The sequence below is a fragment of the Streptomyces sp. NPDC047014 genome (genome assembly GCF_040644195.1).
In the GTDB taxonomy this organism is placed as follows: domain Bacteria; phylum Actinomycetota; class Actinomycetes; order Streptomycetales; family Streptomycetaceae; genus Streptomyces.
The window spans coordinates 22,207-42,511 of the sequence record NZ_JBEYVX010000050.1; the positions used below are offsets into that span (position 1 = coordinate 22,207).

The 20,305-nt window shown below is 73.2% G+C and carries 17 protein-coding genes and 1 other RNA gene; 4 read left to right on the top strand and 14 right to left on the bottom strand.

The genetic code is table 11. From position 1 onward, the window contains the following. Nucleotides 1-304: 304 nt before the first annotated feature. From ABZ873_RS23450 to ABZ873_RS23485, 8 genes are all read right to left on the bottom strand, one after another. Nucleotides 305-586, bottom strand: a complete 282-nt coding sequence (locus ABZ873_RS23450) for an HU family DNA-binding protein (RefSeq protein WP_007264399.1) — start codon at nt 584-586, stop codon at nt 305-307. Nucleotides 587-886: 300 nt separating this feature from the next. Next, nucleotides 887-2,323 carry an NAD-dependent malic enzyme gene (locus tag ABZ873_RS23455; protein WP_360875363.1) on the bottom strand — a complete coding sequence of 479 codons (1,437 nt, stop codon included), beginning with the start codon at nt 2,321-2,323 and terminating at the stop codon, nt 887-889. Nucleotides 2,324-2,847: 524 nt separating this feature from the next. Further along, nucleotides 2,848-5,166: a UvrD-helicase domain-containing protein gene (locus ABZ873_RS23460; protein ID WP_360875365.1), complete on the bottom strand. Its 2,319-nt coding sequence runs from the start codon at nt 5,164-5,166 to the stop codon at nt 2,848-2,850. A gap of 103 nt (nt 5,167-5,269) precedes the next feature. Beyond that, nucleotides 5,270-5,830, bottom strand: a complete 561-nt coding sequence (locus ABZ873_RS23465) for a CGNR zinc finger domain-containing protein (RefSeq protein ID WP_360875367.1) — start codon at nt 5,828-5,830, stop codon at nt 5,270-5,272. A 116-nt stretch (nt 5,831-5,946) separates the two neighbouring features. Next, nucleotides 5,947-6,495 (bottom strand): GNAT family protein, encoded by a 549-nt coding sequence (locus ABZ873_RS23470; RefSeq protein WP_360875369.1) that lies wholly within the window; start codon nt 6,493-6,495, stop codon nt 5,947-5,949. A 9-nt stretch (nt 6,496-6,504) separates the two neighbouring features. Continuing rightward, entirely contained in the window at nt 6,505-7,671 is a 1,167-nt protein-coding gene (locus ABZ873_RS23475; protein WP_360875371.1) for a uroporphyrinogen-III synthase, read from the bottom strand. 92 nt (nt 7,672-7,763) lie between these two features. Further along, nucleotides 7,764-9,134, bottom strand: a complete 1,371-nt coding sequence (locus ABZ873_RS23480) for a nitrate/nitrite transporter (protein WP_360875373.1) — start codon at nt 9,132-9,134, stop codon at nt 7,764-7,766. 105 nt (nt 9,135-9,239) lie between these two features. Continuing rightward, nucleotides 9,240-10,214 carry a LysR family transcriptional regulator gene (locus ABZ873_RS23485; RefSeq protein ID WP_360875375.1) on the bottom strand — a complete coding sequence of 325 codons (975 nt, stop codon included), beginning with the start codon at nt 10,212-10,214 and terminating at the stop codon, nt 9,240-9,242. Nucleotides 10,215-10,308: 94 nt separating this feature from the next. Between ABZ873_RS23485 and ABZ873_RS23490 the strand changes: the two genes are divergently transcribed. Together ABZ873_RS23490 and ABZ873_RS23495 are read left to right on the top strand one after the other, a co-directional pair. Continuing rightward, the gene (locus tag ABZ873_RS23490) at nt 10,309-11,631 is read left to right on the top strand and encodes an MFS transporter (protein ID WP_360875392.1); all 1,323 of its coding nucleotides are present in this window, start codon (nt 10,309-10,311) and stop codon (nt 11,629-11,631) included. Nucleotides 11,632-11,679: 48 nt separating this feature from the next. Continuing rightward, nucleotides 11,680-13,152: an SH3 domain-containing protein gene (locus tag ABZ873_RS23495; protein WP_360875377.1), complete on the top strand. Its 1,473-nt coding sequence runs from the start codon at nt 11,680-11,682 to the stop codon at nt 13,150-13,152. Between the two features lie 138 nt (nt 13,153-13,290). Here ABZ873_RS23495 and ssrA read toward each other — a convergent pair. From ssrA to ftsE, 5 genes are all read right to left on the bottom strand, one after another. Then, nucleotides 13,291-13,679: a transfer-messenger RNA gene (gene ssrA, locus ABZ873_RS23500) on the bottom strand. Between the two features lie 82 nt (nt 13,680-13,761). Next, nucleotides 13,762-14,247, bottom strand: a complete 486-nt coding sequence (gene smpB / locus ABZ873_RS23505) for an SsrA-binding protein SmpB (RefSeq protein WP_360875378.1) — start codon at nt 14,245-14,247, stop codon at nt 13,762-13,764. A gap of 18 nt (nt 14,248-14,265) precedes the next feature. Then, nucleotides 14,266-15,447: a S41 family peptidase gene (locus tag ABZ873_RS23510; protein ID WP_360875380.1), complete on the bottom strand. Its 1,182-nt coding sequence runs from the start codon at nt 15,445-15,447 to the stop codon at nt 14,266-14,268. A 68-nt stretch (nt 15,448-15,515) separates the two neighbouring features. Continuing rightward, nucleotides 15,516-16,472 (bottom strand): permease-like cell division protein FtsX, encoded by a 957-nt coding sequence (ftsX, locus tag ABZ873_RS23515; RefSeq protein ID WP_360875382.1) that lies wholly within the window; start codon nt 16,470-16,472, stop codon nt 15,516-15,518. Nucleotides 16,473-16,489: 17 nt separating this feature from the next. Then, the gene (gene ftsE, locus ABZ873_RS23520; RefSeq protein ID WP_030011324.1) at nt 16,490-17,179 is read right to left on the bottom strand and encodes a cell division ATP-binding protein FtsE; all 690 of its coding nucleotides are present in this window, start codon (nt 17,177-17,179) and stop codon (nt 16,490-16,492) included. A 234-nt stretch (nt 17,180-17,413) separates the two neighbouring features. On the opposite strand from ftsE, the gene ABZ873_RS23525 reads away from it, so the two are divergent. Further along, nucleotides 17,414-17,605 (top strand): hypothetical protein, encoded by a 192-nt coding sequence (locus ABZ873_RS23525; protein ID WP_360875384.1) that lies wholly within the window; start codon nt 17,414-17,416, stop codon nt 17,603-17,605. A 140-nt stretch (nt 17,606-17,745) separates the two neighbouring features. On the opposite strand, the gene prfB is transcribed toward ABZ873_RS23525, so the two are convergent. Next, nucleotides 17,746-18,858 (bottom strand): peptide chain release factor 2, encoded by a 1,113-nt coding sequence (gene prfB / locus ABZ873_RS23530; protein ID WP_360875386.1) that lies wholly within the window; start codon nt 18,856-18,858, stop codon nt 17,746-17,748. Nucleotides 18,859-19,172: 314 nt separating this feature from the next. On the opposite strand from prfB, the gene ABZ873_RS23535 reads away from it, so the two are divergent. Then, nucleotides 19,173-20,174 carry a 2-oxoglutarate and iron-dependent oxygenase domain-containing protein gene (locus ABZ873_RS23535; RefSeq protein ID WP_360875388.1) on the top strand — a complete coding sequence of 334 codons (1,002 nt, stop codon included), beginning with the start codon at nt 19,173-19,175 and terminating at the stop codon, nt 20,172-20,174. Nucleotides 20,175-20,305: the final 131 nt, after the last annotated feature.

Sequence of the window (20,305 nt, forward strand, 5' to 3'; positions counted from 1 at the left end):
GGGTCCGGGGGCTCTCCCGTACGCACGCACACGCCCCGCCCGGCACACCGGCCCCGCACAGCCCCCGCAAGGCCCTTGACGGGCCCTCACAGCCCCGCGGAAGCCGTCCCGGGGGCCCGGGGAGCCCGCACGGGGCTCCGTACCGCTCCCGGACAGACCGGAACAGGCCCGGACAGGCCCAGGACACGCCCCGGACAGGCCGAAGGGCGGCCTCCCCGCGGGGGTGGCCGCCCTTCGGCGTGCATGTGCCATGCGCACTGCTGCCGCCCCGGACGCCGCTGCGGCATCCGGGCGCGGGCAGGACTTACTTGCCCTTGGCGGCTTCCTTGAGCTTGGAGCCCGCGGAGACCTTCACGCTGTAGCCGGCCGGGATCTGGATGGGGTCGCCGGTCTGCGGGTTGCGCGCGGTGCGAGCGGCACGGTGGGTGCGCTCGAAGGTCAGGAAGCCGGGGATGGTGACCTTCTCGTCGCCCTTGGCGACGATCTCGCCGACGGTCTCGGCGAGCGCGGCCAGAACGGCGTCGGCGTCCTTGCGGGTCACCTCGGCGCGCTCGGACAGAGCGGCCACCAGCTCACTGCGGTTCATGTTGTACTCCCGTGTTCAACTTGCCTTAGAGGCGTGAGATCGAAGCCGATGCTGCCAGGGCCCTAGGACAGTGCCCGGACCCGGGTCTGAACGTCAGACCCTCTCGCCCGGTTACGCATCCTGCCCCCACCAGCGGCGGGAAAGCCAATCCGGCACCCGCCGGGGTCACACGAAAAGCGCCACAGTCACGCCCCGGTGACGCTCCGTCGCACCCGAGGGATGCGAACAGCGGAGCTGGTCGGCATCCCCGCAAACCCTAGAGGCGGCCCGGCGGGCCCGCATCTCGCGACGCGCCGGGGATCAGGGAGCCGTGAGGCCCGTCACAGGCTCCGCCTGGGCCGTCGTGGCGGCCTTGCGGACGGCTCCGGCGACGGCTCCGGCCACCTTGTCGTTGAAGACCGACGGGATGATGTAGTTCGCGTTCAGCTCGTCCTGGCCGACGACGTCGGCGAGGGCGGTCGCGGCGGCGAGCATCATCTCGGTGTTCACGGTCCGGGACTGGGCGTCCAGCAGGCCGCGGAAGACACCCGGGAAGACCAGCACGTTGTTGATCTGGTTCGGGAAGTCGGAGCGCCCGGTGGCGACGACGGCGGCGGTCTGGCGGGCCACCGCCGGGTCCACCTCCGGGTCGGGGTTCGCGAGCGCGAACACGATCGCGCCCTCCGCCATGGCGGCGACGTCCTCGCCGGACAGCACGTTCGGGGCGGAGACGCCGATGAAGACGTCGGCGCCGACCACGGCCTCCTTGAGGGTGCCCGTGTAGCCCTCGGGGTTGGTGTTGTCGGCGATCCAGCGCAGCGGGGAGTCCGCGGCGGCGTCGACGAGGTCGGGGCGGCCCGCGTGCACGACACCGTGGATGTCGGCGCTCACCGCGTTCTTGACCCCCGCCGCGAGGAGCAGCTTGAGGATGGCCGTACCGGCCGCGCCGGCGCCCGACATGACCACCTTGACATCGCCAACTGCCTTGCCCACCACGCGCAGTGCGTTGGTGAGCGCCGCGAGCACGACGATGGCGGTGCCGTGCTGGTCGTCGTGGAAGACGGGGATGTCCAGGGCCTCGCGCAGCCGGGCCTCGATCTCGAAGCAGCGCGGCGCCGAGATGTCCTCCAGGTTGATGCCGGCGAAGCCCGGGGCGATGGCCTTGACGGCGGCCACGATCTCGTCGGGGTTCTGGGTGTCCAGGCAGATCGGCCAGGCGTCGATGTCGGCGAAGCGCTTGAAGAGGGCCGCCTTGCCCTCCATGACCGGCATGGCGGCCATCGGGCCGATGTTGCCCAGGCCCAGCACGGCGGAGCCGTCCGTCACGACTGCGACGGTGTTGCGCTTGATGGTCAGGCGCCGGGCGTCCTCGGGGTTCTCGGCGATCGCCATGCACACGCGGGCCACGCCGGGGGTGTAGATCATCGAGAGGTCGTCGCGGTTGCGGATGGGGTGCTTGGACGCCATCTCGATCTTGCCACCGAGGTGCATCAGGAAGGTGCGGTCGGAGACCTTGCCGAGGCTGACGCCCTCGATGCCGCGCAGCTTCTCGACGATCTCGTCGGCGTGCGCGGTGGAGGTCGCCGCGATGGTGACGTCGATCCGGAGCTTCTCGTGGCCGGAGGCGGTGACGTCGAGACCGGTGACCGATCCGCCGGAGGACTCCACGGCGGTGGTGAGCTGGGAGACCGCGGTTCCGCTCGCGGGCACTTCCAGGCGGACCGTCATCGAATACGAGACGCTGGGCGCCGTTGCCATGGCCGTGTTTCCTCTTCTGTCCCTGGTTCGCTTCACACACAGGGGCCCGCTGCACAGCAGGTGCGGCAGGACCTGTTGTCCGATCGTCCCACCTACCAGCCGGTAAAAGGTAACCAGCTACAAATTTCGGAAAGACTCTTCCACCATACGAGATTCCAGAGGTCTGCGGAATGGGTGGTCCATACAAAAAGGTCCGCGCCCTCCACCGGGGTGGAGGGCGCGGACCTGGTGTTGCGTACGTCTGTGACACCGACCCGCCATGCTCGCCTCGCGGCAAGTGGTCGCTCTGAGCGACGAAGGTTGGGCCCGGGGGCTTGGATCGAGTCGGTGCCGTACCCAGGCTAACAAAGGATCGCCGAATACGATCCCCCCTGGTGGCGCTCGGTTCGCGCACCACGCTCCTGGCCGCGGACCATCCGGCGTACGGGCCCCGTCGCGCCCGGCGTACGGCCCCCGTCGCGCCCGGCGTACGGACCCCACCGCACCCGGCGTACGGACCCCACCGCGCCCGGCGGCCCGGCCCGTCAGCCGCGCAGCAGTTCCGGCACCCCGTCCGCGTCCGGCCGGTCCCCTTCCGCCGAGACCACCGTCAGCTGCTGCGTCGCGCGCGTCAGCGCCACGTACAGCACCCGCAGGCCCGCCGGGGACTCCTCCGCGATCTCCGCCGGGGAGACCACCACCGTGGCGTCGTACTCCAGGCCCTTCGCCTCCAGGCTGCCCAGCGCCACCGCACGGCCGCCCAGGTCCGCGAGCCAGCCCGCCGCCTCCGCGCGCCGGTCCATGGCCACGACCACGCCGACCGTGCCGTCCACCTGCTCCAGCAGCCGCCGGGTCTCCTCCCGCACGGCCGCGCCGAGGTCCCCCTCGGCCGCCGTGAAGCGCGGCTCCAGGCCCGTGGAGCGCACCGCCGTGGGGGGCTCCATGCCGGGCATCGCCAGCCGCAGCACCCGGGAGGCCACCTCGGCCACCTCGGCCGGGTTGCGGTAGTTCACCGTCAGCGTGAACCGGCGGCGCGGCCGGGAGCCCAGGGCCTCGTCGCGGGCGGCCGCCGCCTCCTCCGGATCCGTCCAGGAGGACTGCGCCGGGTCGCCGACCACCGTCCAGGTGCCGTGCCGGCCCCGGCGGCCCACCATCCGCCACTGCATCGGCGTCAGGTCCTGCGCCTCGTCCACGATCACGTGCGCGTACTCGGTGCGCTCCGCCGCCAGCCGCTCGGCCCGCTCCCACTGGGTCTCCTCGCGGGTGGGCATCAGCTCCTCCAGCCCGGTGAGCTGGTCCAGCGGGTCCAGCTCCCGCTTCCGCTTCGGCCGGGCGGGCGCGCCGAGCAGCTGCTGGAGCTCGTCCAGCAGCGCTACGTCGTGCACCGAGAGGGGGCCCTTGCCGTCCGCGCCGACCCGGCGCAGCGAGCGCGCCAGCTGGCGGGTCTCGCGCGGGTTGAGGTCGCGGCGCGACCAGCGGCCGAGCCGCCGCTCGTCGGCCATGGCGGCGAGCACCCGGCGCGGCGTCAGCTCGGGCCACCAGGCGTTGAGGAAGTCGAGGAAGGCGTCCTCGGTGGAGATGTCCTCGTCGAAGGCGGAGCGCAGCTCTGCGGCCAGCTCCGGGTCGCTGTGCCGGCCGGACGCGCCGGTCTTGGCGTAGAGGGCGTCGAGCAGCAGCTTGCGGGCGCGCGGCCGGAGCAGGTTCACGGGGGCGGTGCCGCCGAGGACGTTGTGCCGGATCCGGTTCAGCTCCTCGGCCTCCAGCTCCTGGCGGCGGCCGAAGGCCACCACGCGCAGCCGCTCGGGCGCGGGCCCCTGCGGGCCGCCGAGCTCCAGGGTGCCCCGGACGGCCTTGCGCAGGACCTTGAGCATGCGCGAGGAGCCCTTGACGCGGGCCACGGGCGGTTCGTCGTACGTGGTGGCCTCGGCCCCGTCGACCAGCGAGCCCAGCGCCCGGATGGCGACCTGGCCCTCCTCGCCGAGGGAGGGCAGCACGCCCTCGGTGTACGCGACGAGCAGCGGGGTCGGGGAGACGATGAGGATACCGCCGGAGTAGCGGCGGCGGTCCTGGTAGAGCAGGTAGGCGGCGCGGTGCAGGGCGACGGCGGTCTTGCCGGTGCCGGGGCCGCCGGCGACCTCGGCCACGGAGGCGGCGGGGGCCCGGATGACGAGGTCCTGCTCGGCCTGGATGGAGGAGACGATGTCGCGCATCGAGTGGGTACGGGCCCGGCCCAGCGCGGCCATCAGGGCGCCGTCGCCGATGGCGGGCAGCTCCGTACCGTCCAGGTAGGCGGTGATCTCCGGGCGCATCAGGTCGTCCTCGACGCCGAGCACCCGGCGGCCCTTGGAGCGGATCACGCGGCGGCGCACGACGCGGCCGGGGTCCTTGGGCGTGGAGCGGTAGAAGGGCGCGGCGGCGGGCGCGCGCCAGTCGATGACCAGCGGCGAGAAGTCGGCGTCGAGCACGCCCATGCGGCCGATGTGCAGGGTCTCGGCGATGTCGGCGGTGAGGTCCTCGCGGATCGCGCCGTCGGCGGGCTCGACGGAGGTGTAGGCGCCGTCGGGGCCGCGCTCGCCGTCCTTGCCGAGGACGAGGTCGATGCGGCCGAAGAGGAAGTCCTCGAACTCGTTGTTCAGCCGGTTGAGGTGGATGCCCGCGCGGAAGACCTGCGCGTCGCGCTCCGCGAGGGCGCCCGGGGTCCCGACCTGGCCGCGCTGGGCGGCGTCGTTCATCAGGAACTCGGCCTCGTGGATCTTCTCCTCCAGTCGCCGGTACACCTGGTCGAGATGCGTCTGCTCGACCACGATCTCCCGATCGCGGACGGAATCCGCCGTGCTGTCGACAGCGGCATTCTGCGCGGCCACCAAGGCCCCCTTCTGACGTGCGTGGGCGACCGTCAACCGTACGCGAACCGGCGGCCTGTCCGCACGCCCGTTCCGGAACGCGTCTCGCTCAGTGGTACACCGGCTACCGCGATCCGGACGCCAGGGCGCGGCGGCGGTGCCGGGCGACGCGCTCCCGGTTGCCGCACAGCTCGCTGGAGCACCAGCGCCGCCGGTGGCCGCGGGAGGTGTCCAGGTAGACGCGGGTGCAGCCGTCCCCGGCGCAGGCCCGCAGCAGGGCGCGGTCGCCGGGGTCGGTCAGCAGCTCGACGGCGTCCCGGGCCACGGCGGCGAGCAGCGCGCCGCATTCCACGCCGCCGCACAACTCCCGTACGAGGTGCCCCTCCTGGTCCCGGACCGCGCACAGGCCCGGGGGTGGTCCGGCGGCCAGGGCGTTGACCCGGGCGAGGGCGCTCTCGTCGGGCCCGGTCCCGGCCAGCTCCGCCCGTACGAGGCTTTCGACGTCGGCGCGCAGGGCGCGGAAGGCCGCCGCCCAGTCGGGTCCGACCCGGGCGAGGGGGGTCCGGTCGGGGACGAGCCCGGCTCCGGCGAGCCACAGCCGCAGCGCGTCGCCGTCCCGGATCCCCTCGTGCGGGGTGCAGGTGGCCAGCAGGTCCAGGCAGACCCGTCCGGAATCGAACCGCATGTCCGTCACCGCCTCGCGTCGTCGGCGCCTCCCCAGAGTGCCGCTCCGCGGGCCGCGGGGGAACCCCTCGAACCGGTACCTCCGCCTGCGGGCCCGGCCCGGACGCCTTGGACGGCCTAGCCGGGCGGCGGGTCGTCGTGGAGGATGCGCTGGAAGAGGCGGTGGTCGCGCCAGGCGCCGTTGATGTGGAGGTAGCGCGGGGCGAGCCCGTACTGCTCGAAGCCCGCCTTGGCGAGGACCCGTTGCGAGGCCAGGTTGTCGACGAGGGTGCCGGCCTCGACCCGGTGCAGGCCCAGCTCCTCGCGGGCGATCCGGCAGACCTCCTCCAGGGCGGCCGTGGCCAGCCCCCTGCCCTGCCAGGCCCGGTCCACCCAGTAGCCGACGATGCCGCCGCACAGCGGCCCGCGGATGAGGGAGCCGAGGTTCAGCGCCCCGACGGGGGCGCCGCCGGCCGCCTCCACGAGCACGTACGACACGATCCGCCCGGCGTCGCGCTCGGCGAGCACCCCCTCGATCCGCTCCCGCTGCCCGCGCTCCGTGTAGAAGGCGTCGGGCCGCACGGGCTCGACATGGGCCATGGCCGCCCGGTTCCGCGCGAACGCCTCGGCCAGCCCGGCGGCGTCCCCGAGCCCGACGCCCCTCATCTCCACCCCGTCAACGATCATCCGGGCATGCTAGACGCCGCGGTGTGCGGCGGTGTCGGGAATTTCGCCGTACTTGCCCTCGCCGCCCGCGTCCAGCGACAGCCGGTAGCCCCGCTTGACCACCGTCTGGATCAGGTTCGGCGCGCCCAGCGCCGCCCGCAGGCGGGCCATCGCCGTCTCCACCGCGTGCTCGTCGCGGCCCGCCCCCGGCAGCGCCCGCAGCAGCTCCGCGCGGGCCACCACCCAGCCGGGGCGCCGGGCCAGCGCCCGCAGCAGGGCCATCCCGGCCGGCGGTACGGGCCGCAGCTCGGCGTCGACCAGGACCGCGTGGCCGCGGATCTCCAGCCGGTGCCCGGCCACCCGCAGCACCTGCGCCCGCCCCGGCAGCTCCTGGCAGAGCAGCTGCACCAGCGGGCCCAGCCGGAACCGCTCCGGCTGCACCGTCCGCACGCCGAGCGCCTGGAGCGGCAGCGCGGTCACCGGCCCGACGCAGGCGGAGACCAGCCCGCCGCGCAGGGATTCCCGTACGGCCTCCCCCACGCCCCGCTCCTGCGCCCGGGACAGCAGCGAGGCCGCCGCCGGGGCCGAGGTGAAGGCGACGGCGTCCACCTGGCCGCCGGTCATCGCGTCCAGGAGCCGGTCCAGCGGGGCGATGTCCTCCGGCGGCATCCACCGGTACACGGGTACGACCACCACATCGGCCCCGCCGGCCCGCAGCGCCTCCACGAAGCCGGGCAGCGGCTCCCCGTGCAGCTGGAGCGCGATCCGCCGCCCGGCGACCCCGGCGGTGAGCAGCCGGTCCAGTACCTCGGCCAGGGACTCCGAGTCCGGGGACCACGCCTCGACCAGCCCCGCGGCCCGGACGGCCCCCTTCACCTTCGGCCCGCGCGCGAGGAGTTCGGTGGCGCGCAGCCGCGCCAGCAGCTCCTCGCCGACCCCCCAGCCGTCGGCCGCCTCGATCCAGCCGCGGAAGCCGATGGCGGTGGTGGCGACGACGGCGTCCGGCGGACAGCCGATCAGTTCCTTGGTCGCGGCGAGCAGTTCGCCGTCGTCGGCGAGCGGCACGATCCGCAGCGCCGGCGCGTGCACGACGGCCGCCCCGCGCCGCCGCAGCAGCGCGATCAGATCGTCGGCCCGCCGGGCGGCGGTGACCCCTACGGTGAAGCCCGCGAGCGGGCCGGTGTGCGTGACGTCCATCGTGACCTGCCTACTGACCATGGGGGCGGTACGGGCGGACCGAGCCTGCCAACCCGGCGTGTCCGGCTCGGTTCACCCGTATTTCACCCCGGTTACACCGACGTGAGCTGGGGCTTCGCCTCGGCGCCTGCGACCGGCGCCACCGCCGGGGCCGGTCGGCGAAGGTATACCGCCCAGGTGACCGCGCAGCACAGGGCGTAGAAGCCGAGGAAGGTGACGAAGGCCGCGGTGCCCGATCCGGAGCTGAGGAACGCCTCGCGGAAGACCAGGTTGATGCCCAGCCCGCCGAGCGCGCCGACCGCGCCGATGAGGCCCATGGAGGCGCCGGAGAGCCGCCGCCCGTAGGCCGCCGCGGCCTCGCCGCTCATGCCCCGGGCCAGCGCCTTCGCCTGGAAGATGCCGGGGATCATCTTGTACGTGGATCCGTTGCCGAGGCCGCTCAGCACGAAGAGGGCCACGAAGCCGACGAGGAAGACCGGCAGCGAGGACCGCTGCGAGGCGAGCACCACCACTCCGGCCGCCGCGGCCATCGCCGTGAACGTCCCCAGCGTGATGCGCGCCCCGCCGAACCGGTCGGCCAGCGCCCCGCCCACCGGCCGGATCAGCGAGCCGAGCAGCGGGCCGATGAAGGTCAGCGAGGCGGCCTGGAGCGGGGTGCGGCCGAACTGCGTCTGGAGGACCAGCCCGAAGGCGAAGCTGTAGCCGATGAAGGAGCCGAAGGTGCCGATGTAGAGGAAGGCCATGATCCAGGTGTGCGCGTCCCGCAGCGCCTCCCGGACGGCCCCGGTGTCGTTGCGGACGGGCGCGAGATTGTCCATCCGTACGGCCGCCAGCACGGCCGCGAGCACGATCAGCGGGAGGTAGGCGGCGAGCAGGAGCCGCGGGTGCCCGGCCCCGGCGGTGGCGATGACCAGCAGTCCGGCGAGCTGCACCACGGGGACGCCGATATTGCCGCCGCCGGCGTTCAGACCGAGCGCCCAGCCTTTCTTCCGCAGCGGAAAGAAGGCGTTGATGTTGGTCATGGAGGAGGCGAAGTTGCCGCCGCCCACCCCCGTGAGGGCGGCGACCAGCAGGAACGTCCCGTAGGAGGTGCCCGGTTCCATGACGGCGATCGCGGCGGCCGTGGGGGCGAGCAGCATCAGCGCGCTGAACACCGTCCAGTTCCGGCCGCCGAAGCGGGCGACGGCGAAGGTGTACGGGACGCGGACGAGGGCGCCGACGAAGGTGGCGGTGGCGATCAGGAAGAACTTGCCCGCCGGGTCGATCCCGTACTGCGGCCCCATGAAGAGGACCATCACCGACCACAGCGACCAGATGGAGAAGCCGATGTGCTCGGAGAGCACGGACCAGAGGAGGTTGCGGCGGGCGGTCCGCTCCCCCGTCCGCTTCCAGAAGGTCTCGTCCTCCGGGTCCCACTCCTCGATCCAGCGGCCCCGCCTGCGCGGTGCGGTCGTACCGGTCATCACACGCCTCCACAGTCCACGGCTGTCGCCTCCGTGGTGCACGACCGTAGGGAGGGCGCGTTTCGGCCCCGGTCCCCGCGCGATGACCGCCGGGAAACCTTGCTCTCACCCGCCGCCCGGACCGGGTGTGAGCCGCGCCGGCAGCCAGCTCCCGGGCGGCGGTTCCAGCCAGCCGCGCTCGGCGGCCAGCGCGGTGGCCGCGGCGCGCAGGGCGTCCAGCCCGGGGTGGGAGAAGCCCTTGCGCCACACCATCGACAGCGGCGACAGCGGCACCGGGTCGGTCAGCGGCAGCTTCACGCAGCCGGGCATGTCGGTGAAGTCCACGGTCGCCAGCACCGGACGGCCCGTCTTGGCCATCACCCGGCCGAACTCCTCCCGCCCGACGGCCACCGGCGCGGGCGGCGCCATCAGGATCCCCCGCCCGGCGAACAGCTCCCGCGCGAGCCCGGTCCACTCCGGCGTGCGCGGGTTCCCGTCGCCCCCGTAGACGGTCTCCCCGGCCAGCGCGGCCAGCGGTACGCGGTCCCCCGCGGCCAGCGCGTGCCCGAGCGGCAGCAGCACGGCCAGCGGCTCGTACCGTACGGGCTGCCGCGCGAGCGGGGCGCGCAGCGCGGGGTCGAGCCCGTCGGCGTAGCCGAAGGCGATGTCCAGCCGCCCGGCGGCGACCTCGGCGGCGGCGTAGGTGAGGCCGCTCTCGAAGCGGGCCATCAGCTCGCAGTCCGGGGCGAGTGCGCGGGCGCGTTCCAGGACGGTGCGGGCGGTGCCGGGGCCGTCGGTGTTCACGTCGACCAGGAGCGGGCGGGAGCCTGCGCCGGCGGTGAAGGCGGCGGCCAGTTCCTCGTGCGCGCGCAGGACGCGGCGGGCCAGGGGCAGCAGCCGGTGCCCGTCGGCGGTCAGTTCGACCTGCCGGGTGGTGCGGACGAACAGGGCGGCGCCGAGGGCCCGCTCCAGCCGCCGGATGTCCCGGCTGAGCGCCTGCTGGGCGACGTAGAGGCGGGCGGCGGCGCGGGTGAAGTGCAGTTCCTCGGCGGCCGCGACGAACCCGCGGAGCAGGCGGGGATCGGCATCGCGGGGATTCACCCCCGGAGACTAACAACGCGGACGCGTGAATAGGTCTCGAACAGGTGTTGGACTGTGGGGCGGGCTCCGGCGGAGGGTGAGGACCATGCCCCTCATGGCCGTCACCGGCAGCACCCTGGTCCTCGCCGCCTCTCCCGCACCCGCCGCCTCATCCGTCCCGTGCGCCCCCCGTGAGGGCCGGAGCAAGGGCCGCGCGCCCGGCCCGTACCGGCGGCTGTTCGCCGTCCCCGGCAGCCGCGGGTTCACCGCGGGCAACCTCATCGCCCGCCTCCCCATGGGCATGTTCGGGGTCAGCGCGGTGATGATGATCGCCGGCCAGCGCGGCTCGTACGCCCTCGCCGGGGCGGTGACCGCCGCCGGTCTGGGCGCCACCGCGCTGGTCGCGCCCTGGACCGCCCGGCTGGTCGACCGGCACGGCCAGGCGCGGGTCGCCGTACCGGCCACCGTGATCGCCGTGCTCGGCTCGCTGTCCCTGATCGTGTGCGTCCGTACCGGCGCCCCCGCCTGGACCCTCTTCGCCTCCTACGCCGCGACCGCCACCACCCCCAACATCGGCGGCATGGCCCGCGCCCGCTGGACCCACCTGCTGCGCGACTCCCCCGCCTCCCACCACACCGCGATGTCCTTCGAACAGGCCGCCGACGAGCTGTGCTTCATGCTCGGGCCGGTGCTCGCGGCCTTCCTGTGCGGGGCGGTGTTCCCCGAGGCGGGCACCCTCGTCGGCGCGGTGCTGCTGCTCACCGGCATGCTCGTCTTCACCTCCTGCCGCGCCACCCAGCCGCCGGTCACGGCCGCGCCCCGCGGCGGCGGTTCGCTGCCGCGCGTCCTGGGCCCGCTGCTGCCGCTGTTCCTCCTCACCGGGGTGGTGTTCGGCTCGATGGAGATCGCCTCGATCGCCCATCTCGACGCCCTCGGGCTGGGCGCCGCCTCCGGCCTGGTCCTGGCCTTCCAGGCGGCGGGCTCCTGCGCCGCCGGTCTGCTCTACGGGACCGTGCGCGCCCGGTCGCTGCGGACCTGCGTCGCCGCCCTCGCGGTGGCCATGACCCTGCCGTGGGCGGCGGCCGCGAGCGGCTCCGTACCGGCCCTGGCCTGCGCCCTGCTGCTGGCCGGCATGTCCACGGCCCCGACGCTGGTCACGGCGATGTCCCAGGTCCACGCGCGCATCCCGCAGGGGCGGCTGAACGAGGGCATGACCCTCGCGGTCACCGCCATCCTCGCGGGTGTGGCGGGCGGTTCGGCGGGCACCGGGTGGGCCGTGGAGAGCGCGGGTCCGGTGGCGGCGTACGGGGTGGCGGCGACGGCGGCGGCCGGATGCCTGGTGGCGGCGCTGCCGGCGACCGGGGCGGGGCCATTCGTACGGCGCCCGAGTGATCATGCCCGCGTGGTACGTGTACCCGCCGCCCGCGATCCGCGATAACTGGGGGTGCCTTCCCCCAGCGCCCTTCTCCTCGCGGAGGAACACCCCTTGCTGCCCTCTTCCCGCCCCGTGTCCGCGGCCCTGATCGTCGCGGCGGTCACCGCCGGCTGCCTGGTCCCGGCGGTCCCCGCCCTCGCCGACACGCCGGGCATCCGCTTCTCCCAGCCCTACGTCCCCTCCATCGCCCCCGGCACCACGGGCCGCGTGGTCATCGCGGCCCGGGGCGGAGCGGAGCCGGCCGTCAGCGGCACCTTCCGCATCACCGCCCCGGAGCGGACCACCTTCCCGGAGGCCCGCTTCTACTGGAACGGCACCCGCGCGGCGGCCCCGTGCACGCGCTCGGCGGACGCCCGCCGCCTGACCTGCGAGGCGAACACCCGCACGGGCTTCCGCTTCGCCGCCGGGGAACAGACCCAACTGGCCGTCGCGGTCCGCGTGGACGCGGACGCCCCGCAGGGCACGACCCTCACTGGCGGCGAATGGGCCACGACGGTAGAAGCCCCGGCCCTCTTCGCGGTCTCCACCCCGGTATCGGGCCCGAAGGGCGACAGGGGCGACAAGGGCGATAAGGGCGACGACGGCAAGCCGGGCACCGAAGGCAAGCCGGGCAAGCCAGGCCACCACGGCAAGCCGGGCCCGAAGGGCGAAAAGGGCGACCGAGGCGACACGGGCCCGTCCGGCCCCCAGGGCAACCCGGGCCCCTCCGGCCCGTCCGGCCCGCAGGGCGACCCCGGCCCCCAGGGCCCCGCGGGCACCCAGGGCAACCCGGGACCGGCAGGCCCGTCCGGCCCCCAGGGCAACCCGGGACCGGCAGGCCCGGCAGGCCCGCAGGGCAACCCGGGCCCGGTAGGCCCGGCGGGCCCGTCCGGCCTCCAGGGTGAGCAGGGCCCGACAGGCCCCGCAGGCCCGCAGGGCACCCAAGGCCCGTCCGGCCCGCAGGGCACCCAGGGCAACCCGGGCCCGTCGGGCCCCCAGGGCAACCGTGGCCCCACGGGCCCCCAGGGCACGAAGGGCGACCGCGGCCCGGCCGGCCCGCAGGGCAACCGTGGCCCCACCGGCCCCCAGGGCCACCGAGGCCCCGCAGGCCCGAAGGGCGACACCGGCCCCCAGGGCCCGGCGGGCGGCCCGCAGGGCCCGCGCGGCGAAAAGGGCGACAAGGGCGACCGCGGCCCGGCCGGCCCCAGGGGCCCGCAGGGCAAGCCCGGCAAGCCCGGCCCGGCCGGCCCGCAGGGGCCGAAGGGGAAGCCTGGCGACTGCAAGTGCGGCGGCGGCAAGGACCACGGCCCCGAGACCCCGAAGGCCAAGATCGTCTCCCCGGGCAAGGGCCTCGGCGTCCGCTCCGGCCCCGGCACCCAGTACGCCCAGAAGGGCAAGCTGCAGACCGGCTCGGTCGTCGCCCTCCAGTGCAAGGTCAACGGCCAGAACATCGACGGCAATTCGATCTGGTACAAGCTCGCTGACGGCACCGGCTGGATCGCCGCCCGCTACGCCCTGAACCTCAACAAGATCCCCTTCTGCTGACCCACCCCACCCACCGAAGGCCCCGCAGCCACCCCCTGCGGGGCCTTCGCCCGCACTCGGCCCCGGCTCCCGCCCCGGCCCCGCGCATGACAAAGGCCCCGCCGCCCGGAGGCTGCGGGGCCTTGGCCCACATGGGATGAGTGGAGATGGCGGGAATCGAACCCGCGTCCAACGGTGCAGAAGCAGGGCTTCTCCGAGCGCAGTCCGCTGCGCTTTTCTCGGCCCCGGAGATCACACGGACAAGTCTCCGACGGGCTCAGTCACTGTTTGGTTTCCCTCAGGCCCCCGTGACCGGGGCTAGAGGTTTAGATCCCTAGTTGACGCCAGGATCCGGACCGGGACCACTTCCGGGCTGACGCTCCTCACAGAGGCTTCAGCTCACTGTTATTAGGCAGCGAGGGTGAAGCGGGAGTTATCGCTCTTGGAGTTGGCGATTATTTTTTGCGACATGTGGTTAGCGAGATCATTGCCGCTTCCTCGGCTCGCTTCCCCTGCATCGACATCCGCTGTCGAAACCGATCATCCCCATGTTGTGTTAACAAGCTGCTCCGCCCCGGGGGGCGGTGCTGACGCCATCGTACGCGAAGTGGACCACCGCGTGCCAGGCGATTACACCGTGCCGCGCTGCTTGCGCCGGATCGCCGAGATCGCGCGGTTCGTCTCGCGGGTGTCCTGCTTCTCCCGCAGCGTCTGCCGCTTGTCGTACTCCTTCTTGCCCTTCGCCAGCGCGATCTCCACCTTCGCCCGGCCGTCCTTGAAGTACAGGGCCAGCGGCACGATCGTGTGACCCGACTCGTCGGCCTTGCGCTCCAGCTTGTCGATCTCCTCCCGGTGCATCAGGAGCTTCCGCTTGCGCCGCGCGCTGTGGTTGGTCCAGGTGCCCTGGCTGTACTCCGGCACGTGCACGTTGTAGAGCCAGGCTTCCCCGCCCTCCACCGACACGAAGCCGTCGACCAGCGAGGCCCGCCCCTGCCGCATCGACTTGACCTCGGTGCCCGTGAGCACGAGACCGCACTCGTAGGTGTCGAGGATCGCGTAGTCGTGCCGCGCCTTCTTGTTCTGGGCGATCAGCTTGCGCCCTTTTTCCTTAGCCATAGTGCGGTCATTTTCGCACTACGGACCCACCCCGAGGCCACCCAATACCGTGACGGCCCGCTCCTCCGCCCGCTCGCCCGCCGCCACGTCGGGGGTGATGCCCGCGCCGTCCAGGCTGCGGCCCGCCGGGGTGCGGTACGTGCCCACCGTCAGCTCCGCCACCGAGCCGTCCGGCAGCTCGGTCGGCATCTGCACCGAGCCCTTGCCGAAGGTCCGGCTGCCCACCGCGACCGCCCGGCCCCGGTCCTGCAGGGCGCCCGTCACCAGCTCCGCCGCGCTCATCGTGCCGCCGTCCACCAGGGCCACCAGCGGCCGGCCGGTGTCCCCGCCGGGCTCCGCGTTCAGCACGCGCTGCTCCCCGCGGACGTCGTACGTCGCCACCAGCCCGCCGTCCAGGAAGGCGGAGGCGGCGGCGACCGCCTCGTCGACCAGACCGCCCCGGTTGCCGCGCAGGTCGAGCAGGACCCCGCCCCCGGCAGGAGCCGCGCGCACGGCGGCCCGTACCCGCTCGCCGGTGCCGCGGGTGAAGGAGCTGACCTTGATCACGGTGACCTCCCCGGCCAGCTGCCGCACGGTCACCGCCTCGGTCCGCAGCTGCTGGCGCAGCACGGTCTCGGTGCGGCCCGCGCCGTCCCGGCTGAGGTCCAGCCGGACCGGGGTGCCGGCGGCCCCGCGCAGCAGGGCGACCACATCGGCCACGGCCATGCCCGTCACCGGCTGCCCGTCGACGCCGAGCAGCCGGTCGCCCTCGCGCAGCCCGGCGCGCTCGGCGGGGCCGCCGGGCTGGACCTTGTCGATCGCGATGGCGCCGTCGCCGGAGCGGGCGGCCCAGACGCCGACGCCGGTCCAGTGGCCGTCCAGGTCCTCGGCGAAGGCGGCGTACTCGCCCCGGTCGTAGACGGTGCCCCAGCGGTCGCCGCTGCGGCTGACCACCTCCTGGGCGGCCTTCTTGCCGGACTTGCCCTCCGCGACGGCCTCGGCGGCTGCCCGGGCCACCGCCTCGCGGTCCGCGGTCCCGGCCGTACGGGTGGCCCCGGGCGCGGGGTGCGCCGTACGGGCGGACGCGGCCTCGGCGCTGTCCGCGCGGTCCCAGCAGCCGCTGCCGGCGCCGACCGCGACGACGGCGACGAACGTTAACGTCAGAGCGGCCCCGCGACGAGGGCCGCGGGGCCGGAGACAGAGGGCGGGCAGACCCGGCATGGCGCCGAGTCTAGGACAAGGCCCGCGGCGGTACGGGGTGTTGCCCCGGTCCGCTCACAGGGCGCTTGTCACACCTTCAGGTACTTGCGCAGGGCGATGAAGGCGGCCATGGAGGGCATCAGGAGGCCGATGAACAGCACGTACGGCAGCTTGGCCAGCACCGATCCCCAGCCCATGAAGTCGATCAGCTGGATCTTGTCGCGCAGTCCGACACCGTGGTCGATCACGAAGTACTGGCCGGAGACGAGCATCGCGCAGGCGAACAGCGCGCCGATGAGCCCGGCGACCGCCGCCTCCATGATGAACGGCACCTGGATGTAGAAGCTGGAGGCGCCCACCAGCCGCATGATCCCGGTTTCCCGCCTGCGGCTGAACGCCGAGACGCGCACGGTGTTGACGATCAGCAGCAGCGCCACGATCAGCATGATCGCCATGATGCCGATGGCGGCCATGTTGAGGTAGTTGAGGATGCGGAAGAGGTCGTCGATCGCCTGCCGCTGGTCGTCGACGGTGTGGATGCCGTCGCGCCCGGTGAAGGCGGAGGTGACCACCTTGTACTTCTCCGGGTTCTTGAGCTTGACCCGGAAGGACTCCTGCATCTGGTCGGGGGTGATGGAGGAGGCCAGCGCCGTGTGGCCGTACTGCTCCTGGTAGTGCTTGTACGCCTCGTCGGCCGACTCGTAGGCCACCGACTTGACCAGGGACATCGCCTTGAGGTCGGCCTCGATCTGCTTCTTCTGCTCCTCGGTCACCGCGCCCTTGGAGCAGGAGACGCCCGCCCCCGCGCCGCCGGACTTCGCGGCGGCCTCACTGGCCTCCAGGGCGTCCTGCTTGTTGCAGAGGTAGATCGAGACGTTGGCCTTGTCGTACCAGAAGCCCTTCATGCGGCCCACCTGCTCGCTCATGAGCAGGGAGCCGCCGAACAGGGCCAGGGACAGGGCCACGGAGATGATGACCGCGAAGGTCATGGTGAGATTGCGACGGAGGCCGACGCCGATCTCCGACATGACGAACTGGGCGCGCATGACGTCTCAAGGGCCTTTCAGTGCTGGTAGCCGTAGACGCCGCGCGACTGGTCGCGTACGAGTCGGCCCTGTTCGAGTTCGATGACGCGCTTGCGCATCTGGTCCACGATCTGCTGGTCGTGCGTCGCCATGATCACGGTGGTGCCGGTCCGGTTGATCCGGTCCAGCAGCTTCATGATGCCGACGGAGGTCTGGGGGTCGAGGTTGCCGGTGGGCTCGTCCGCGATCAGCAGGGCGGGGCGGTTGACGAAGGCGCGGGCGATGGCCACGCGCTGCTGCTCACCGCCGGAGAGCTCGCCGGGCATGCGCTCCTCCTTGCCGCCCAGGCCGACCAGTTCGAGGACCTGGGGGACGGCCTTGCGGATCTCGCCGCGCGGCTTGCCGATGACCTCCTGCGCGAAGGCCACGTTCTCGGCGACCGTCTTGTTGGGGAGCAGGCGGAAGTCCTGGAAGACGGTCCCCAGCTGGCGCCGCATCTGCGGGACCTTCCAGTTGGAGAGCTTGGCGAGGTCCTTGCCCAGGACGTGCACCTGGCCGTGGCTCGCCCGCTCCTCGCGCAGGATCAGCCGCAGGAAGGTGGACTTGCCGGAGCCGGAGGAGCCGACCAGGAAGACGAACTCGCCCTTCGCGATGTCGAGGGAGACTTCTCTGAGTGCGGGACGGCTCTGCTTCGGGTAGGACTTGGAGACACTGTCGAATCGGATCACGGGTGCACCACGGTCGCCGGGAGTAGGTGTGCGTGACCATACGCGACCGGGCGCGAGGTGGGGACCCGGCCACCGGAGTTGTCCGTATTGTCCCGGGGTACGGGGGGTCCTGACCGTGATTGCCCGGACGGGCCGCGCCGAATGTCGGCGAAGCTGGCACAGTGGTAGGGGGAACGGTCCGGTTCCCCTTGCCGTTATAGGCAGTGAAGACCGAGGGGACGAGAGGAGGAGCGCATGACATATGACCGGCTCGTGTGCGCGAACTGCGCCGCGCCCGTCAGCCAGGGCCGCTGCCCGGTGTGCCGGGCGAACCGGGAGCGCCTCCAGCAGGAGGGCCCCTTCTCCGGCCTGAACCCCGTGGCGCTCATCGTGCTCATGGTGGTCCTCGTGGCCGCCCTGGTGCTGGTGGCACAGCAGACCGTCTGACGGACCCCGTCCGGCGGACGCCGTCCGGGCGGGCCCGGCGCCGGTGCTCGTCGGTGCCCGCGCCGCGTACCGATCACATGCAGCGGGAAGGGCCCGGACACCTGAGGTGTCCGGGCCCTTCCTGTGTGATCCGGTCCGCGTTACGCGGTGGTCTGCTCCTGCTGCTTGCGCCAGCGGATGCCGGCCTCCAGGAAGCCGTCGATCTCGCCGTCGAGGACCGCCTGCGGGTTGCCGACCTCGAACTCGGTCCGCAGGTCCTTGACCATCTGGTACGGGTGCAGGACGTAGGAGCGCATCTGGTTGCCCCAGGAACTGCCGCCGTCCTTGAGGGCGTCCATCCGGGCCTGCTCCTCCTGGCGGCGCCGCTCCAGCAGCTTGGCCTGGAGCACGTTCATCGCGCTGGCCTTGTTCTGGATCTGCGAGCGCTCGTTCTGGCAGGAGACGACGATGCCGGTCGGGATGTGCGTGATGCGGACGGCGGAGTCGGTCGTGTTGACGCCCTGGCCGCCGGGGCCGGAGGCGCGGTAGACGTCCACGCGCAGCTCGGACTCGTCGATCTCGACGTGGTCGCTGGTCTCGACGACGGGCAGCACCTCGACACCCGCGAAGGAGGTCTGGCGGCGGCCCTGGTTGTCGAAGGGCGAGATGCGCACGAGGCGGTGGGTGCCCTGCTCCACGGAGAGGGTGCCGTAGGCGTACGGGGCCTTGACCACGAAGGTGGTCGACTTGATGCCGGCCTCTTCCGCGTACGAGGTCTCGTAGATCTCGGTGGAGTAGCCGTGGCGCTCCGCCCAGCGCAGGTACATGCGCTGGAGGCGCTCGGCGAAGTCGGAGGCGTCGACGCCGCCGGCCTCGGCGCGGATGTTGACCAGGGCCTCGCGCTCGGCGTACTCGCCGGAGAGCAGGGTCCGGACCTCCATCTCGTCCAGCGCCTTGCGGACGGAGGCGAGCTCGGCCTCGGCCTCGGCGAGGGTGTCCGCGTCGTCCATCTCCTGGGCGAGCTCGAACAGCACCGCGAGGTCGTCGATGCGCCCGCGCAGGGTCTCGGCCTTGCGGACCTCGGCCTGGAGGTGCGAAAGCTTGCTCGTGATCTTCTGGGCGGCTTCCGGGTCGTCCCACAGGGACGGCGCGGCGGCCTGCTCCTCGAGCACGGCGATATCTGCCCTCAGCTTGTCGAGGTCCAGGACGGCCTCGATCGACCCCATGGTCGAGGAGAGGGACTTCAGCTCTTCGGAAACATCGACGACTGCCACGGGTCCAGCGTAGCCGGTCCGCCGGCCCGCCCGTCCGGGCAGGCCGGATCACCCGTTCTGATGACGGCTCGCACGGGCGTACGCTCACCGTATGACCGTTCTCCTCGTCAAGCGCCGCCATGTGGACTACATGCGCGTCACGACGACGAGCTGTCTGCCGCCGGACCGAACCCAAGCCTGATCCACCCCGATCCGACTTGGTCCTGTACGCGGCCCACGCGGTCCCGGCGCCACCCGTGCCGGCGGCCCCACCCACCCGCGGCCCCCGCCACCTCTGGGGAACAGGACCCCGTGACATCCGAAACGGAGCCGTCATGCCGTCCGCGCACTCCCTCCCCGTCCTGGACCTCTCGCAGGCCGACGACCCGGCCCAGCGGGCCGACTTCCTCAAGAACCTGCACGCGGCCGCCCGGGACACCGGCTTCCTGCACCTGACCGGGCATGGTGTGACCGCCGCCGAGAGCGCGCGCATCCTGGAGTTGACCCGGGCCTTCTTCGCCCTCCCGGAGGCCGACCGGCTCGCCGTGAGCAATCTGAACTCCCCGCACTTCCGCGGCTACACGCGGATCGGCCACGAGCTGACCGGCGGGGCCTCGGACTGGCGCGACCAGCTGGACGTCGGCGCGGAGCGGCCGGCGCCGGAGCTGGGGCCGGGGGACCCGGCGTACCTGTGGCTGGAGGGGCCGAACCAGTGGCCCGCCGCGCTGCCGGAGCTCCGTACGGTGGTGCTCGACTGGCAGGCGCGGCTGGCGGCGGTGGCGCACCGGCTGCTGCGCGAGCTGCTGGTCTCCATCGGCGCGCCGGCCGACTTCTTCGACGACGCCTTCGCCGAGCGGCCGCACCTGCACACGAAGCTGATCCGGTACCCGGGGTCGGCGCCGTCGGGGGCGGACCAGGGGGTGGGCGCGCACAAGGACTACGGCTTCCTGACGCTGCTGCTCCAGGACGCGGTGGGCGGGCTCCAGGTGGTCCGGGACGGGGGGTACGTGGACGTGCCGCCGCTGCCGGGGGCGTTCGTGGTGAACCTGGGTGAGCTGCTGGAGATCGCGACGGAGGGGTATCTGACGGCGACCGACCACCGGGTGGTGAGTCCGCCGGGGGCGGTGGAGCGGTATTCGGTGCCGTTCTTCTACAACCCGCGGCTGGACGCGGTGATCGAGACGGTGCCGGGGGATTATCTGCGGGACGCGCCGGGGGTGGCGCACGACGCGTCGAATCCGCTGCACGCGGAGTACGGGCGCAACGAGCTCAAGGGCTGGGTCCGGGCCCATCCCGCGGTGGCCCGCCGCTGGCACCCGGAACTGACGCCGGCATAGCCGAACCCGCGGGGCCCGGGGCCGGCGGGGCTGAGTTTGCGGGGCGCGGCCCCGAGCCCCGCGCCTCAAACGCCGGCGGGGCTGGGTTTGCCCGCCCGGCGTTTGCCGGCGGGCCCGGGCAGGGCGGGCTG

Excerpts from the sequence above, each read along its gene's own strand:
- ABZ873_RS23450 (WP_007264399.1), bottom strand. The coding sequence starts at position 586 with ATGAACCGCAGTGAGCTGGTGGCCGCTCTGTCCGAGCGCGCCGAGGTG.
- ABZ873_RS23455 (WP_360875363.1), bottom strand. The coding sequence starts at position 2,323 with ATGGCAACGGCGCCCAGCGTCTCGTATTCGATGACGGTCCGCCTGGAA.
- ABZ873_RS23465 (WP_360875367.1), bottom strand. The coding sequence starts at position 5,830 with ATGCGGTTCGATTCCGGACGGGTCTGCCTGGACCTGCTGGCCACCTGC.
- ABZ873_RS23470 (WP_360875369.1), bottom strand. The coding sequence starts at position 6,495 with ATGATCGTTGACGGGGTGGAGATGAGGGGCGTCGGGCTCGGGGACGCC.
- ABZ873_RS23475 (WP_360875371.1), bottom strand. The coding sequence starts at position 7,671 with ATGGACGTCACGCACACCGGCCCGCTCGCGGGCTTCACCGTAGGGGTC.
- ABZ873_RS23480 (WP_360875373.1), bottom strand. The coding sequence starts at position 9,134 with ATGACCGGTACGACCGCACCGCGCAGGCGGGGCCGCTGGATCGAGGAG.
- ABZ873_RS23490 (WP_360875392.1), top strand. The coding sequence starts at position 10,309 with ATGGCCGTCACCGGCAGCACCCTGGTCCTCGCCGCCTCTCCCGCACCC.
- smpB (WP_360875378.1), bottom strand. The coding sequence starts at position 14,247 with ATGGCTAAGGAAAAAGGGCGCAAGCTGATCGCCCAGAACAAGAAGGCG.
- ABZ873_RS23510 (WP_360875380.1), bottom strand. The coding sequence starts at position 15,447 with ATGCCGGGTCTGCCCGCCCTCTGTCTCCGGCCCCGCGGCCCTCGTCGC.
- ftsX (WP_360875382.1), bottom strand. The coding sequence starts at position 16,472 with ATGCGCGCCCAGTTCGTCATGTCGGAGATCGGCGTCGGCCTCCGTCGC.
- ABZ873_RS23525 (WP_360875384.1), top strand. The coding sequence starts at position 17,414 with ATGACATATGACCGGCTCGTGTGCGCGAACTGCGCCGCGCCCGTCAGC.
- ABZ873_RS23535 (WP_360875388.1), top strand. The coding sequence starts at position 19,173 with ATGCCGTCCGCGCACTCCCTCCCCGTCCTGGACCTCTCGCAGGCCGAC.